The sequence below is a fragment of the Sphingomonas echinoides ATCC 14820 genome, assembly GCF_000241465.1.
GTDB lineage: Bacteria > Pseudomonadota > Alphaproteobacteria > Sphingomonadales > Sphingomonadaceae > Sphingomonas > Sphingomonas echinoides.
Map to the genome: position 1 here is coordinate 2,194,749 of NZ_JH584235.1, position 15,272 is coordinate 2,210,020.

Here is a 15,272-nt window from a genome sequence, read left to right on the forward strand (position 1 = left end):
GTGTCGTCATGGTAGAGAACAGAACCTCACAAGGTCTGTTGTGCCCGACTTGCAAGGTTGATCTCGTCATGAGCGAGCGCCAAGGCATCGAGATTGACTATTGCCCGCAATGTCGCGGGGTCTGGCTCGATCGCGGCGAACTCGACAAGATCATCGAGCGCAGCGCCGGCGGCGACATCGCGCCGCCGGCGAGCGGCGGTCGCGCCGGGATGTTCGACGATCGTGGCCATGGCGATCATGGCGGGAAGCACGGCGACGAGCGGGGCCATAAGGGTCGCCGCAAGGGCTTCCTGAGCGAATTGTTCGACTGAACTGCTGTGGATCGGCCGCCGCACAACGAGTCCTTCGGGTGTCCGTGTGAGAACGGCCCGCGCCATGGGCGTGCCCCCTGTAGCGCCCATGGCGATAGATCGTGGGAAGACAGGGAGATGACGGCTCGGCGACCTAGCAGCGGTCCGGTTCGATGGATCATCATCGCAACCGGGCTTGCCCTGGCGCCGGGCCTGCTCGGCTGCTCGCCATCTGCGAGCGACAGCGAGGCCAAAGCATCCCGTGATCGTCAGATGCCCGACTTCATTGGCGAGCATTTCTACGCATGTCCTGATGGTTCACGCCTCGATGTCGATTTTCTCGGCGATGGCCTGACCCTCGCTATAAAGACAAATCCGAACGCAGCCCCGATGCGAGTGACTTCGCCGGCAAGCGGGCTGACCTACGTCGGCCCAAATCTTAACGTGTCGATCTCAGGCGGCGACCTGATCACGCTCGAGCGCCCCGGCGCGCGCGCCATGACCTGCAAGAGGGCGCCCGCCTATCGAGATTCAGCGGACAAGGCAGCAAGCGGAAAAGCCGCGGGCTCGGCCGCATGATGCTGCTGCCGTCATTGTGGGAAGCCCTTTCCCATATCGTCAGCCTCGCGCTGGCGTATGCGCTAGCGCTTCCGGTTGGCTGGGACCGGGAGAAGGACGAACGCAGCGCTGGCATCCGAACCTTTCCGTTGGTCGCCATCGCCAGTTGCGGGTTCGTGCTTGTCGCTATCGCCATTCTCGGTCGCACGTCTCCTGCCCAAGCACGTCTGCTCGAAGGATTGATCACAGGCGTCGGGTTCATCGGCGGTGGCGCCATTTTGAAGCATGGCGGAAAGGCTTCCGGGACCGCTACCGCTGCAAGCCTATGGGCGACCGGAGCGCTGGGGGCCGCAGTCGGCTATGGTCTCTACGACATCGCGGCGGTTCTCAGCTTGACGACCTTCCTGACGTTGCGCTTTTCTCATCCGCTGAAGCGTGCCTCCCAAGATCACGTCGAGCCGGTTGACCGGCAATGAGGCACAATCGTCCCGCAGACACGCGCATGAAATGGCGAGTGCCGAAGAGTGGTGGGCAATCCGAGCCGGTGTCCGCGCTCCCGAGCGGCGACCGTCGTTCACGCTTGGTGCGCTGGGCTTCTCTGCTCGAACGCGATCCGCACCGGCTTATCGCGCTGCTGCGTCCGTCATGGGCAGCGGGCGACGACATCTCACCGATGGCCGCGAATCCAAGCGCCATCGAACTGGCTTGGGCCGACCCGGTTTTTCGCGTGACGGGTCTCACGGGACGCTCTCGGACTGACGTGAAATCGTTTTTCCGCCTTTCGGATACCGAGCTGGACCGGATCGCGTCCGGGTCTTGGCGCGTCCCGGTGCGCCCTGCCTGGCAGGTCGCGGCGCGAATACGAAACGTCGCCGATCCGCGCCGTGAAAAGCTGATCCTGGTTGGCGTCATCGTCACGATCGCCGGCGTCATCGGAGCTGCTCAATGGCTTTTATGAGTATCAGGATGTGCCCGGCGACACACATGACGCGATTTCGGATTGGAATCGCCGGCATATGCGTTGTGCTGACGTTATCGGGTTGTTCCGAACAGCCTCGCAAAGGGCCGCCGACCGAACAGGAAATCCACGCCGGCGACAGCGGGGATGCGAGCGGAACCCGCGGTCGTCACCCCTATCGGTGCGAGGACAATCGCCCGCTCCTCGTCGACTTCAAGGATGAGGGCTTGGCGCTCGAGCTGCGCCGCGATGCGAACGCGGCGCCGATCGTCCTGACCGCGCCGGCACCCGGCCTCCAATATGTCGGCGACACGATGAGCGCGACCTTCTCGGGCAGCGAAATCAAAATCGAGGAAGCGGACAAGCATCCGGTCCTGTGCAGGAAGGCAACGAGCTTGTGACCAATTCACCCGGCCCAGAGGGGCGCTGACGATGGCAGCGCTCAAATTCTCCTTGATCCCCATGATCGCGATCATGATCGGCGCGCTAGTCGCCGGATGGCGCACGCCCGGCGAGAAGCTGGTCGCGGCCATGCAGCACCTCGCGGCCGGCGTGGTGTTCGCCGCCGCTGCGACGGAGATCCTGCCGCTGGTGATGCACGGCAGTTCTCCGACCGCAACGTTGATCGGCGGAGCGCTGGGCGTCGCTGTGATGCTCGGCCTGAAGGCGGCGGAAAGCCGGTTCAGGGGGCCGGTCGCGCTGCTCGCCGCGATCGGTCTTGATCTGGCGATAGACGGCCTTGTTCTCGGCCTCGCCTTTATCGCCGGCGAGAAGGCGGGTTCTTTGCTGGCCGTCGCGCTGACCCTCGAAGTGCTGTTCCTGGCCCTGACCCTCACCAACGATCTGGCAGGCCGGTATCGCAAGATGAAAGCGATCGGCCTGACCTGCGCGCTGGCGGTGCTGGTGCCGATCGGCGCGCTGATCGCACAGCCGGTGGCGTTGCTGACGCCGATATGGATCACCGGCTTCCTGAGCTTCGGTCTTATGGCGCTACTCTATCTCGTCACCGAAGAGCTGCTGGTCGAAGCGCACGAGAAGCCGGACTCGCCGCTTATTAGCGCGATGTTCTTCGTCGGCTTCCTCGTCCTCCTGCTGATCGAGGAAATCATGGTATGACGGCTTCCCCGGATGGGCAGGTTTCAGTCGAGCGCCGCACGCTCTGGATCGTGCTGCTGCTCAACGTAGTGATCGCCGCGGGCTTCTTCGTGACCGGCCTGATCGGCGATTCCAGCGCGCTTATCGCCAATGGCGTCGACAACCTCTCCGACACCGCGGTCTATGCCCTCAGCCTGATTGCCCTGAGTCAGGGACGCGCTTGGAAGACGCGGGCTGCAACAGTGTCCGGCGTCATGCTGCTGATCTTCGCCGGCGGCATCCTGATTGACGTCGGCCGCCGCTATATCCAGGGCAGCGACCCGATCGGGCCGACAATGATGGTGATGTCGGCGATTGCCGGCGTCGTGAACTATATCTGTCTGCGACTGCTGCAACGGCTCAAGCAGCCCGATGTTAATCTACGCGCCGCGACCACGTTCAGCTTCAACGACTTCATCTCTAACGGCGGCATCCTGATTGCTGGGGCGTTGGTGCTCTGGCTGGGAACGAATTGGCCCGATCTACTGGTCGGCCTGGCTACCGCCCTTATCGCGATCAAGGGCGGCATCGAAATCCTGCGTGATGCGCGCGCAGAAACCAAGACCAACGCGGAGACGGCGTGATGACCGAAAAGCTCGAACTCGATATTCCCGTCCTTCTGCCCGAGGTTCCCGACGCGGCCGATGCCTGTGTCGGGCGCCTCGTCTCGACGTTGAGCGCCAAGCGCGGCGTCGAGCGCGCGCATGTCCTGCCCGCCGACGGCGATACGGCGGCAAAGCTCTGCATCCATTTCGACGGCGAAGCGCTGCCGCTGTCACGCGTGCGCGACATGGTGCGGGCGGCAGGCGCCGAGATCAGCGGGCGATACGGTCATGTGACATGGCAGGTCGAAGGGATCGGCCACGAACGCCGCGCCCGTACCGTCGGGGAAACCCTGTCCCAGGTGCCCGGCGTATTGCAGGCCGATGCCAGCGCCTCGGGCAGCGTCCGTGTCGAATATGACAAAGAACGCGTCGACGAAGCGGCGATCCTCGCGGCACTGGGCAGGCTCAAGGTCAAACCCGGCAAGCGGACTGGCTCCGATCAGGCCGGTGATCATGCCGGACACGATCACAACTCCGGCGACCATGCCGGGCACGATCACGGCGAAGGCGCGGATAAGCATGGGCCGGGGGATCGCCACGACCATGCCCACGCCAATTTCCTCGGCCCTAATACCGAGCTGATCTTCGCGCTGGCATGCGGCGCGCTGCTGGCGATCGGCTTCGCGATCGAGAAGCTGGTCGCGGGCGCGCCCGACTGGCTGCCGACCGCTTTCTATGTCGGCGCCTATGTGTTCGGCGGCTTCTTCACGCTGCGCGAGGCGATCGACAATCTGAAGCTCAAGAAATTCGAGATCGATACGCTGATGCTCGTCGCGGCCGCCGGCGCCGCGGCGCTCGGCGCCTGGGCGGAAGGCGCGCTGCTGCTGTTCCTGTTCAGCCTCGGCCATGCGCTCGAGCATTATGCGATGGGTCGCGCCAAGCGCGCGATCGAGGCGCTGGCCGAACTCGCGCCCGACAAGGCGACGGTGCGCCGTGACGGGCAGACGACGGAGATCCCGGTCGAGGAGCTGGTGGTCGGCGACATCGTGGTCGTGCGCCCCAACGAACGCCTGCCCGCCGACGGCTTCGTCATCAAGGGGTCGAGCGCGATCAACCAGGCCCCCGTCACCGGCGAGAGCATTCCGGTCGACAAGGAGCCGGTCGCCGATGTCGAGGCGGCGCGCGCGAAGCCCGATGCGGTCGAGGCGACGTCGCGGGTGTTCGCCGGCACGATCAATGGCGGTGCGGCGATCGAGATCGAAGTGACGCGGCGTTCCAACGAAAGCGCGCTCGCCAAGGTCGTGAAGATGGTGAGCGAAGCGGAGACGCAGAAGTCCCCAACGCAGCGCTTCACCGATCGGTTCGAGCGCGTCTTCGTGCCGGCGGTCCTGGCGCTCTCGTTCATCCTGCTGTTCGCGTGGGTCGTGGTCGACGAGCCGTTCCGCGACAGCTTCTATCGCGCGATGGCGGTGCTGGTCGCGGCCAGCCCCTGCGCGCTAGCGATCGCTACACCCAGCGCGGTGCTGTCCGGCGTCGCGCGGGCCGCCCGTGGCGGCGTGCTGGTAAAGGGCGGCGCACCGCTCGAAAACCTCGGCTCGCTAAAGGCGATCGCCTTCGACAAGACGGGGACACTGACGGAAGGCCGGCCGCGCATCACCGATGTCGTCCCCGTCGACGGCGCGAGCGAAGAGGATCTGTTGGCGCTCGCCATCGCGGTTGAGGGGTTGAGCGATCACCCGCTGGCACAGGCGATTGTGAAGGATGGACGCGAGCGGTTGGGCGGGCGCGAGCTGCCGACCGCGACCGACCTCAAGAGCCTGACCGGACGCGGCGTCACCGCGACCGTCGACGGCGAGACGGTATGGATCGGCAAGGCCGAGATGTTCGGCAAGGAGGGTATCCCCACGCTGAACGCGGCCGCGACCGACGCCATCGCCACCCTGCGCGAGGGCGGGCGCACGACGATGGTGGTGCGCAAAGGCGACAAGGACATCGGCGCGATCGGGCTGATGGATACGCCGCGCGAAGCGGCCAAGGTCGCGCTCAAGCGGCTGCGCGAGATGGGCATCACCCGGATGATCATGATCTCGGGCGATCATCAGAAGGTGGCGGACGCCATCGCCAAGGATGTCGGGCTCGACGAGGCATGGGGCGACCTGATGCCGGAGGACAAGGTTGCCTCGATCAAGAAGCTCGCTGGCGAGGACAAAGTTGCGATGGTTGGCGATGGCGTCAACGACGCGCCGGCGATGGCGTCGGCGACCGTCGGCATCGCAATGGGCGCTGCGGGCTCGGACGTGGCGCTGGAAACAGCCGACGTCGCGCTGATGGCTGACGATCTCGCGCATCTGCCCTTCGCGGTGGGGCTGAGCCGCCACACCCGCGGCATCATCCGGCAGAATGTGTTCGTCAGCCTCGGCGTCGTCGCGTTCCTCGTGCCGGCGACAATCCTCGGCCTGGGCATCGGCCCGGCGGTCGCGATGCATGAAGGCTCGACGCTGCTGGTCGTGTTCAACGCTCTGCGGCTGCTCGCCTACCGCGATCCGGCGCTCAACGCAGCATGAAATGGCTGATCGTGTTCGACCTCGACGGGACGCTTGCGGAGAGCAAGCGCCCTTTATCGGCTGAAATGGGGGCGACGTTCGCGCGTCTGCTGGCCGTGGTCGATGTTGCGGTGATCTCGGGCGGCGACTGACCCCAATTCGATCGGCAAGTCGCCTCGCGCTTGCCGATCGGCGCCGTGCGCGAGCGGCTGTGGCTGATGCCGACCACTGGTACGAAGCTCTACCGCTGTGTCAACGGTGCATGGCGTGCGATTTATGCCGAGCTGTTCGACGATCGCAGTCGGCTTCGGCCTGAAATTGCAGCCGTTGCGATGGCTGGCGACAGACAGATGAGTCCCAATCCGCATACCAATGGCGGGGCTCTGATACGCCCTCTGCGGTTATCCGACTTCGCATCCTACGCGATCCGGTCGTAAGCGCCGCCGGAACCCGGTCTTGTTGAGGGCGGCAGATTAGGACAGCTCGCGGACCCTCACGAAAGGCGGCGAGTGATGGGTGGTCAGCGGTCAAACGAGATGGGGTGGTTGCCGCCCTCCCCAGACGGCATCGAGATGTGCCAGGATAGTGGAGTTAGGACCACTGAGCGGAAAGGACGGCAACCGTGTCAAAGGATACAATGATCGGGGTGGACTCCAGGCACTTGAACGTGAGGAACGACTGACGCGTCAGGAGGAAATCACCGCCGAGGTGGTTGAGCTGGCGGCCGGAGCACGCGCACGCGGCCGAACCCGGACGGTATCGGAGTAAGGGTGGCTGAGATGACGCCGGTGGCGACGTGACTGCCTTGCATACGTTTGCGGCACTGCCATCCGTATCAATACGCATGTTGCGAGCGGTCTTCCCCATTCATGGTTGCGCCGGCAGCATCGAGGCGATGCGCGTGGCGCTGCTCGATGTCGCCGGACAATGCCGGGGCAACGGCCGGCGAGCCTGTCCGATGATCGATAAGCTGGTGGCGCGCTGAATGCTCATTTTGCAAACCGGCGCTACGCGCTAACCAAGAGGCGGCCATGACGTTATTGGACCGGCGGACATTGCTGGCGGGCGGGGGCCTGCTCCTGGCGGCGGCGTGTACCCGAAAATTCGCGTCGCCCGAGCGTGCCGGGACGCTTCCGATCCCGCGCCTGATCGATGCGCGCCAACAGGGCCAGCTGATCAGCCTGCAGGCACAAAAGGGCGAGACCGCGTTCTTCCCGGGCCGGCGAAGCACCACGCTCGGATATAATGGCAGCTATCTCGGCCCGACGCTGCGGGTTCATCGCGGCGACGATGTGACGATGGCCGTCCGCAATAGCCTGTCGGCCGATACGACGGTTCACTGGCACGGGCTGCTGGTGCCGGGAGAACTGGATGGCAGCCCGCACCAGCTGATCGCATCCGGTGCGACCTGGCGTCCTACGCTACCGATCCGCCAGCCGGCGGCGACCCTCTTCTATCATTCGCACGCGCATGGTTTGACGGGCGAGCAAGTCTATTCCGGGCTGGCGGGCATGCTGGTCGTGACGGACGAGGAAGAGCAGGGGCTTGGCCTGCCATCGGACTATGGCGTGGATGATCTCCCGGTACTGATCCAGGATCGGCAATTCGAGGACGGCCGTCTGGTCATGCCGACCGGCATGATGATTGCGTCGCAGGGCCGCCGCGGCAACACCATCCTGGTCAACGGCGCACCCACGCCTCGCGCCGACGTTCCGAACGGTCTGGTGCGGCTGCGGCTCGTGAACGGTTCGAACGCCCGCATCTATGAGCTTTCGTTCAGCGATGATCGGACGTTTCATTGGATCGGCACCGAGGGCGGTCTCCTGGCGAGGTCCGTTGAACTGCAGGCCATCACCCTGGCGCCGGGTCAGCGTGCAGAGATACTGGTCAGCTTCGCCGACGGCCAGCCGGTCTCCCTGGTCACCGGCCAAGATGCGAACGCGTCGATGATGGGAATGATGGGAGGCATGGGCATGATGGGCGGCCATCACGACGATGAAGACGACGCTTCAACGACGGAGACGGTGCTGGCCTTCTCGCCGCGCCCAGGCTTGGGCGGGCGGGCCGCAGCCCCTGTCCCAACGCTCCTGGCAGCACGCACCGTGCCAGATCCCGATGCGGCCGTAACGCGCCGGCGCTTCGTGCTCAATATGTCGACGGAAGGGGAGGGGATGATGGGCAGCGATGGCGACGCCCTCACGATCAACGACAGGTCGTTCGACATTGGCCGCATCGATGAGGAAGTCCGCCTCGGGGACGTCGAGATATGGAAAGTCTCCGGGCGGAAGATGCCACATCCCTTCCATATCCATGGCGTGCATTTCGATGTGCTACGCCGCGATGGCGACGACCCGGACGTTCTCGATCAGGGGCCTCGCGATACGATCGTCGTGAAGGAGGCGGTGGAACTGTTGGTCCGGTTCGACCAGCCGGCGACGAAAGCACCTTTTATGTATCATTGCCATATCCTGGAACATGAGGATGAAGGCATGATGGGGCAATTCACGGTCGCCTGATCCCGTCCGGAAACTCGCAGAAGACCAGCGAACAGCGGGTGCAGCTCATCGCGGCAGCCAACGCCACGTTTTCTTGCCCCTCGATCGACAGCGACCGGCCCTCCCACCCGCATTCAACGCTATCCGCGTGTCATCATGAACGCGCCCGGCTCGTCGATACCGCTTGACCCTGGACTATGGTCCAAGGTCCACAACGGCCATCCGGACGATGTCCGGTCCATCGAAGGACTGGAAACGGAGCGTGAGGGGTAACCGCTGCTCCTGCGTATAGGGTTATGGGGAGCCACGCTTGATGTCTCGTTTCGAAAGCCAACGCCGATTTTCGCTCGCCGGGTGCATGGCGGGAACGATGGCAGAAACCCTGCCTCCGACGCCTGTCGGCGCCTGTCCGCAAATCCATTCCAACCTTGTTTGACTGTGGATGACGAGGAGATGGACGGGGGCATGATTGAGGGCGACAAGGCAAATCGGCATGATGCTGCTTCGGGCACGATCCTCCAGGTTGTGGAGAGCGCACCAAATTACGCCGTTTATGCGCTTGACCTTGGGGGCCTCGTAACAGTCTGGAACAAGGGCTGTGAAGACATTACGGGATGGGCCAGCTCCGACGCGATCGGGAAACACCATTCGTTCCTGTATTGCGCGGAAGATGTCGCGGCGGGCGTTGCGGACAGGCACCTCGCGCAGGTCGAGCAGCTTGGCAGGGTCGAGCAGGAGTCGTGGCGCGTCCGGAAAAACGGGTCAGAGTTTCTCGCACATCTGACGACGACGGCGCTCCGGGATGAAACCGGCCAGCTGAGCGGCTATGGCAAGATCCTGCGCGACACCACCGATGAAGCCGCGACCAAGGAAGCGATCGTTGCGCGCGAGCAGCATCTCCAGTCGATCCTGGACACCGTGCCCGATGCCATGGTCATTATCGATGAGCGCGGGCTGATAACCTCGTTCAGTGCCGCGGCCGAGCGCTTGTTCGGATATTCGGAAGCGGACGTACTCGGCGCCAATGTGAGCAGCCTGATGCCGTCACCCGACCGGGAACGGCACGATTCCTATATCGGCCGATATCTGTCCACCGGCGAACGGCGGATCATCGGTATTGGCAGGATCGTCGTTGGCCAGCGGAGCGACGGTACCACCTTTCCGATGGAACTCTCGATCGGAGAGGCCGGTCACCGTGGGTATCGTGTCTTCACGGGCTTCATTCGCGACCTGACAGAAAGCGACCGCAACGAACTGCAGCTCAAGGAACTGCAGGCCGAATTGATCCACGTCTCGCGCCTCAGCGCGATGGGCACGATGGCGTCGACGCTGGCCCATGAGTTGAACCAGCCGCTTACCGCGATCGCCAATTATCTGGAAACGACGCGCGACCTGCTTGTCGATCCCGATGCCGAGACCGTCGCGATCGTGCGCGACGCGCTCGACGAGGCAGCTAAGGAATCCCACCGCGCGGGGCATATCGTCCGAAGACTTCGTGATTTCGTGGCGCGAGGGGAGACCGAGAAGCGGATCGAGGATTTGCCGCGGCTGATTGAGGAAGCCTCTGCTCTCGGCCTTGTCGGTGCCCGTGAACGAGGCGTTCGCAGCTTTTTCGATTTTGATCCGGCGGCCTCGCCGGTGCTCGCCGATCGCATACAGGTCCAGCAAGTTCTCGTGAATCTGATCCGCAATGCGGTCGAGGCGATGGCGCAGGTCGCCATTCGCGACCTGACGATCACGACACGGCGGCGGCCGAAGGGGATGGTTCAGGTGTCGGTGGCGGACACGGGCCCCGGCATATCCGAGCAGGTCGCGCCCCAACTTTTCGAAGCCTTTGTAAGCAGCAAGACCGACGGCATGGGCCTTGGCCTTTCGATCTGTCGAACGATCATCGAAGCCCATGGCGGCCGGATCTGGACCGAGGGTGCCCCAAACGGAGGTGCTGCTTTTCATTTCACGCTGATGCAGGCCCGCCCGGAGGATGAGCATGACGCCTAAACGTACTGTCCATTTGGTTGATGACGAAGAATCCATCCGCAAGTCGGCCGGCTTCATGCTGAAGACATCGGGATTTGCCGTGCAGACCTACGCCTCCGGCATTGCGTTTCTGAAAGCCGTAAAGACCGCTGAGCCGGGATGTATTCTGCTCGACGTTCGCATGCCCGGCATGGACGGACTCGAGGTCCAGGAGGTGCTTGCCGAGCGCGGTATCACCATGCCGGTGATCGTTTTGACCGGGCACGGCGATGTCGGGATCGCGGTGCGCGTCATGAAGGCGGGGGCGGTCGATTTCCTGGAGAAGCCGTTCGAGAAGAGCGCGCTCCTGGCCTCGATCGGCGTGGCTTTCTCGAGGCTCGATAAGTCCGACGCGCGGTCGCTTCGCGAAGCCGAGGCGAGGGTGCGGGTCGCGGTGCTCACGCCTCGCGAACGAGAGGTTCTCATCGGCCTGGCCAACGGGTTTCCCAACAAGACGATCGCCTATGACCTCGACATATCGACTCGAACGGTGGAAGTGCACCGCGCAAACCTCATGACCAAGCTCGAAGTGCACAGCCTGTCGGATGCGCTCAGGATAGCATTTGCCGCCGGATTGGGCGATTTGCCAGAACCCTGAGCTTGGGATCACTACGTAGCGACGGCCTCCTGTTCATTTGCGATGCATGCCGAGGATCCGAGGGTGGATCGGCTAAGAGGCAGCATCGTCGGTCATGGGCGTTATCGATCACCAAGCGAGCGAGAAAGCGGCCCTGATCCTGTTGTCGGACGACGATGCCTCGGTACGCAGGTCCCTTCATCTCTTGTTGCGATCGCGCGGCTTTGGCGTCCTGGCCTATGCCAGTGGCACCGCCTTGCTGCTCGATCCTCAGATGCAATCCGGCGATTGCCTCGTGGTCGACTATCTTATGCCGGACATCGATGGGATTTCGATCCTGAGGCAGCTTCGGTCCGCGGGCTGGTGCGGGCCGGCGATTCTAATCACGGCGCATTACGCCGACACGCTCGCCGAAAGCGCGCGCGAAGCGGGCTTTGCCGCGGTGCTCGAGAAACCGCTGCGCGATGGTGTGCTGGTACAGACCATCGGCGAAGTAATCTCCGCCGGGCGGAGAGCTGGCAGCGATCACTGCTAGGGCAATGGAATATCGTGCCGTGACCGGATCCTCTGTGACATCCTCACGCCTTCCCGGGGCTGGCGCTGGTCCCACATGGAATTTTCTCCGCCGCCTTCTGATGGTGGATATGCGCGCTATCTTATTCGCGGCCGCGCCCGGCTCTGGTGACTGCAAGGGGGGGGCCAGTGCGATCCGGGTACTGATGGCCGGGTCGTAGCATATGGAGGCGAGCTCGCCCGCCACGGTCATCGAAGCGGCGCGCGATCGAGGCGAACTTGGCTTCGTCGTTCTTCTCTTCGCGGCCACGGCGGTTGCTCTGGGCAATAGCGTTGTCCTGCCATTCCTGCCAGAAATGGTGGGTCAAATGTCTCCGGGCGCGAGTGGCCTCGCGAGAGGGCATCTTGTCGTCGCCCTGGTCACGGTTTCCCAGATCGCAGGGTGTCTGTCGGCGCCGTTATGGGGCTGGGTCTCCGACCGGTGGAAACGGTGGCCGATCCTGGTCGTGGGGCTGTTGGGCTTCAGCCTGACAATGGCGTTGTATTCTGCGGCCGGATTCGAGCGACTCTATGTTTTGCGGTTCCTCAATGGCGTGTTTGCGGCGGCCGTCGTGCCGACGGCGTTTGCGATGGTCGCCGATCGTTCACCAGATCTGGTTCGGCGAGCGCGCCAGTTCACCTGGCTGAATGCCCTGGTCTTCGCAGGCGACCTGACCGGCCCGCTCCTTGGAGAAATTTCGGTGGCGCTCGGAGCAACGTCGCCATTTCTGGCGCCAGCGGCATTGAGCGCGATCGCCATGCCCGGTCTTCTTCTGGTTTCACGGGAAAGTGCCGCTGGTGCGGTCGGCAGCGTTCCACGCCCAAAAGCGCGTGAGGCGCTTGTCCCGCTGCTCCTGATCTCGGCCATTGCGTCCGGGTGCCTCACCGTTCTGCATCTGACGTTGTCGCTTGGATCGGGCGCGCGGAACCTTTCCCGCGAGAATGTCTCGATGCTGTTCGCTCTGTGCGGTGCAGCGATGCTGGTGGCGCAGCTCGTTCCGTTCACAGGGCGCAGAGTCACGGTCGGCGCGGGCTGGCTGTTGCGGCCAATGCTCGCCGGGCTGGCCGCCGCATTGATCATTGCCGTCTTCGCCCGGACCCTGTGGGTGCTCGTGCCTGTATTTCTGCTCGCCGGCTGGAGCACAGCGACGCTGAAGCTGCTCACCAATTATCTTACGTCGAAAGTGTCCCCTGGTACGCAGGGTTCGGGCCTTGCGCTCCAGTACGCGGCGGTGAGCGCCAGCCAGGCTGCGGCGTCGATCGCCACTGGATGGGCAAGCGCGTCGGAGCATTTGATGCTGTGGCTTGCTGCTGCCGCCGCGTTGGCGGTCACGGCGATGACGTTACGGTTGAAAGATTGAGGCGCTTCTCGTTCGCTCCGTCGTCAAAGTATATCAAAGGGCCGGCTCCGATCCAGATTTTCGGGCGATCGATGAAGCGGTGCACCGCGAACCCTACCAGCATCGCGATCACGAAGGGCGCGGCAAGCGTCGGGCGGATGGCAAGGTCCGCAATCGCAGGACCGGGGCAGAGGCCGGCAATTCCCCAGCCGATCCCGAAGATTGCGCTACCGCCGATCAGGCGCGCGGTGATCTCGAGGGTATCCGGCAGCGAGAAGCGGCTGTCGGCAAGGGGCGTCTCCATCCGCCGCCGGATCACCCAGGCCAAGGTCATCGGGGCGATGGCGCCTCCCATCACGAAAGCAAGCGTAGGGTCCCAGCGGCCTCCGGACAGATCGAGGAAGGCACGCACGCGGGTCGGATCTGACATGCCGGAACAGGCGAGTCCTGCGCCAAACAGGAGCCCGGCAATGAGTGCGATAGGGATGCGGACCCTCACCATGAAACGCCTAGCACGCGCATCACCGCGACGGTCGCGAAGCCAAAGCTCATGAAGCTCAAAGTTGCTACGATCGATCGCGGTGACAGGCGGGAGAGGCCACACACGCCGTGGCCGCTGGTACAGCCGCTGCCCATCCGGGTACCGAAGCCGACCAGCAGCCCGCCGATCAGGACCACCGCCGGCGAGGATGGAAAACGGGCAATTACCGGACCTGAGATCAGGTTCACGATCCCCGCTCCGGTCGGCAGGCCGACAATGAAAGCCGCAGCGATTCTCCAGGGCGGGCCAGTCTGTGAGAGGGCGAAGGCACGCGCGGCGAGGCCGCTCACGCCCGCTATCCGGCCGAGGCCGAGCAACATGATCGCGCACGCCAATCCGATCAATATTCCGCCCGTCAAGGCAGCGAGCGGCGTGGCGTTGGTCCAGTCCATCAGAGCCTATCCAGCGGCAACCTCAATGGCGCCGTTCAAGCTGTGGCGTCAATCGCCATCGCTTGAGCCTGGCGGTCGGCAGGGTTGATGCGTTGGCGTGCCGCCGTCGCAGCACTGGTCGTCGCGACAGTTACGTTCGCGTTGAAAAGCTGAGGGGCTTCAGGAACGCTCTGTCGGCCAAGGGCGGTCAGGTCGTGATCGACCAGTACGCTGGCCGGCTTGTACCGAATGGCTGGGACCGCCCCGTTTTCTCCACGTTCGCCCGCTGCGGCGGTTGCGGATGTTGCGCGACGGCTCTGGGCCATTTCCGGGTCTTGCCCTTCGCAAAGGCAGGCGCGTTCAGCACAAGGCGGGCTTCCCCGGTCGCCTCGCTCACGAAGTTGGTCCCGCCGTATTCCCACCAGCAAATGCTGATAATTCTCGACGAAGCGTCGGTGGATCAAGCGCGCCTCGGGGCAATTCGCCGCCGCTGCCTGTGACCGGTGGGCGCGCACGCGCCGTAGCAAGTAAGGAATATCGCACTCGTTCATGACCGCCTCCATGCATTGAAAGTCGCAATTGGGTCGCGCCGGGTCTCTACGGAAATATACGAATGCTTCTCGTGCTTGTCCCGGCTCGGATGCGGCGCCCTATGAGTGCGGGACGGATATGCCAGATGCTGTTGCGCCAGGACGCAAAGCGCCGGGAAGTTGTTGCTGGCTCAGACGGGTGGCCTGGGGGCGGCAAACATGCGGTCCGCAGCGGAAATCTGGCACGACCGTGCCCGCGGCTGATTGGCCCGTCGCGTGGCTTGCGGAATGAACGTCGGGTGCGGATCCGGAGGCAAGTGGTGACCGGCCAGATCACATTCCCATACTGGCCATTTCCTTGCAGCTGGCCGCGCAGTCCCGGCAGGTCTGGGCACAAGTCTGCATGCGAGCGTCGCCGGCGATCTTCGCGCAATCGCGCGCACAGGCTTCGCACATCCGGGCACAGGCGTCGCACAGCAGGGCATGCTGCGGCGACCGGCGAAGCATGGAATTGGCCGTCGTCTGGCAGAGCTCCGCACAGTCGAGAAGCAAAGCGATGTGCGACGCCTCGATATGAGCCGAACTGCCCTGCTCGGTGCAGTATCGCGCAGTTTCCAGGCACATGCGGTGCGATGCGACACAGCTATCGACGCACTCGTCGAGCGTCATCATCGCCCCGCTGCGTTTGGGAGCCGCCATCGCCGCGTTTGAAGCGACGATTCCGCCGACCGCCAGGGAGAGTCCGGAGCCGATGACGGCGCGACGATCAAGCATGACTAGGTCCTTTCGATAAGCCTTAAGAAGGTGTGTGTGAGCTCCGGC

The 15,272-nt window shown here is 63.9% G+C and carries 17 protein-coding genes and 1 pseudogene; 14 read left to right on the top strand and 4 right to left on the bottom strand.

The window, feature by feature from the left end:
- Positions 1-68 precede the first annotated feature (68 nt).
- From ON00_RS10260 to ON00_RS10325, 14 genes and pseudogenes are all read left to right on the top strand, one after another.
- Complete coding sequence (locus ON00_RS10260) at positions 69-311, top strand: TFIIB-type zinc ribbon-containing protein (protein ID WP_010405574.1); 243 nt, start codon at positions 69-71, stop codon at positions 309-311.
- A 117-nt stretch (positions 312-428) separates the two neighbouring features.
- Entirely contained in the window at positions 429-869 is a 441-nt protein-coding gene (locus tag ON00_RS19855) for a hypothetical protein (RefSeq protein ID WP_010405576.1), read from the top strand.
- A complete protein-coding gene (locus ON00_RS10270; RefSeq protein WP_010405579.1) occupies positions 869-1,324 on the top strand; it encodes an MgtC/SapB family protein in 456 nt (151 codons plus the stop codon). Before ON00_RS19855 ends, ON00_RS10270 begins: the two co-directional genes overlap by 1 nt.
- 26 nt (positions 1,325-1,350) lie before the next feature.
- Positions 1,351-1,806 carry a hypothetical protein gene (locus ON00_RS10275; protein ID WP_010405581.1) on the top strand — a complete coding sequence of 152 codons (456 nt, stop codon included), beginning with the start codon at positions 1,351-1,353 and terminating at the stop codon, positions 1,804-1,806.
- 227 nt (positions 1,807-2,033) lie between these two features.
- The gene (locus ON00_RS21215; RefSeq protein ID WP_245535560.1) at positions 2,034-2,207 is read left to right on the top strand and encodes a hypothetical protein; all 174 of its coding nucleotides are present in this window, start codon (positions 2,034-2,036) and stop codon (positions 2,205-2,207) included.
- Between the two features lie 31 nt (positions 2,208-2,238).
- Positions 2,239-2,922, top strand: a complete 684-nt coding sequence (locus tag ON00_RS10285) for a ZIP family metal transporter (protein ID WP_010405583.1) — start codon at positions 2,239-2,241, stop codon at positions 2,920-2,922.
- Positions 2,919-3,524, top strand: coding sequence for a cation diffusion facilitator family transporter (locus ON00_RS10290; protein WP_010405584.1), 606 nt, complete (start codon positions 2,919-2,921; stop codon positions 3,522-3,524). The genes ON00_RS10285 and ON00_RS10290 overlap by 4 nt, the downstream gene beginning before the upstream one ends.
- Entirely contained in the window at positions 3,524-6,049 is a 2,526-nt protein-coding gene (locus ON00_RS10295) for a heavy metal translocating P-type ATPase (protein WP_010405585.1), read from the top strand. Before ON00_RS10290 ends, ON00_RS10295 begins: the two co-directional genes overlap by 1 nt.
- Positions 6,046-6,333 (top strand): annotated as a pseudogene (locus ON00_RS10300) (HAD family hydrolase); the annotation flags it as partial. The gene ON00_RS10295 and the pseudogene ON00_RS10300, both read left to right, overlap by 4 nt.
- Before the next feature lie 726 nt (positions 6,334-7,059).
- Positions 7,060-8,544: a multicopper oxidase family protein gene (locus ON00_RS10305; RefSeq protein ID WP_010405588.1), complete on the top strand. Its 1,485-nt coding sequence runs from the start codon at positions 7,060-7,062 to the stop codon at positions 8,542-8,544.
- Positions 8,545-8,988: 444 nt separating this feature from the next.
- On the top strand, positions 8,989-10,521 hold the full coding sequence (locus ON00_RS10310; RefSeq protein WP_010405590.1) for a PAS domain-containing sensor histidine kinase: 1,533 nt from the start codon (positions 8,989-8,991) through the stop codon (positions 10,519-10,521).
- Positions 10,511-11,137, top strand: a complete 627-nt coding sequence (locus ON00_RS10315; RefSeq protein ID WP_010405592.1) for a response regulator transcription factor — start codon at positions 10,511-10,513, stop codon at positions 11,135-11,137. The genes ON00_RS10310 and ON00_RS10315 overlap by 11 nt, the downstream gene beginning before the upstream one ends.
- A 94-nt stretch (positions 11,138-11,231) precedes the next feature.
- Complete coding sequence (locus tag ON00_RS10320) at positions 11,232-11,651, top strand: response regulator transcription factor (protein WP_010405593.1); 420 nt, start codon at positions 11,232-11,234, stop codon at positions 11,649-11,651.
- Between the two features lie 202 nt (positions 11,652-11,853).
- Positions 11,854-13,029 carry an MFS transporter gene (locus tag ON00_RS10325; protein ID WP_010405594.1) on the top strand — a complete coding sequence of 392 codons (1,176 nt, stop codon included), beginning with the start codon at positions 11,854-11,856 and terminating at the stop codon, positions 13,027-13,029.
- Here the strand turns inward: ON00_RS10325 and ON00_RS10330 are convergent.
- The 4 genes from ON00_RS10330 to ON00_RS10345 form a co-directional block, all read right to left on the bottom strand.
- Positions 12,998-13,510 carry a YeeE/YedE family protein gene (locus ON00_RS10330; RefSeq protein WP_245535561.1) on the bottom strand — a complete coding sequence of 171 codons (513 nt, stop codon included), beginning with the start codon at positions 13,508-13,510 and terminating at the stop codon, positions 12,998-13,000. The genes ON00_RS10325 and ON00_RS10330 overlap by 32 nt on opposite strands.
- Positions 13,504-13,941, bottom strand: a complete 438-nt coding sequence (locus ON00_RS10335) for a YeeE/YedE family protein (RefSeq protein ID WP_010405596.1) — start codon at positions 13,939-13,941, stop codon at positions 13,504-13,506. Before ON00_RS10335 ends, ON00_RS10330 begins: the two co-directional genes overlap by 7 nt.
- A 35-nt stretch (positions 13,942-13,976) precedes the next feature.
- The gene (locus tag ON00_RS20570; RefSeq protein ID WP_154651310.1) at positions 13,977-14,471 is read right to left on the bottom strand and encodes a hypothetical protein; all 495 of its coding nucleotides are present in this window, start codon (positions 14,469-14,471) and stop codon (positions 13,977-13,979) included.
- Between the two features lie 312 nt (positions 14,472-14,783).
- Complete coding sequence (locus ON00_RS10345) at positions 14,784-15,224, bottom strand: four-helix bundle copper-binding protein (RefSeq protein WP_010405599.1); 441 nt, start codon at positions 15,222-15,224, stop codon at positions 14,784-14,786.
- Positions 15,225-15,272: the final 48 nt, after the last annotated feature.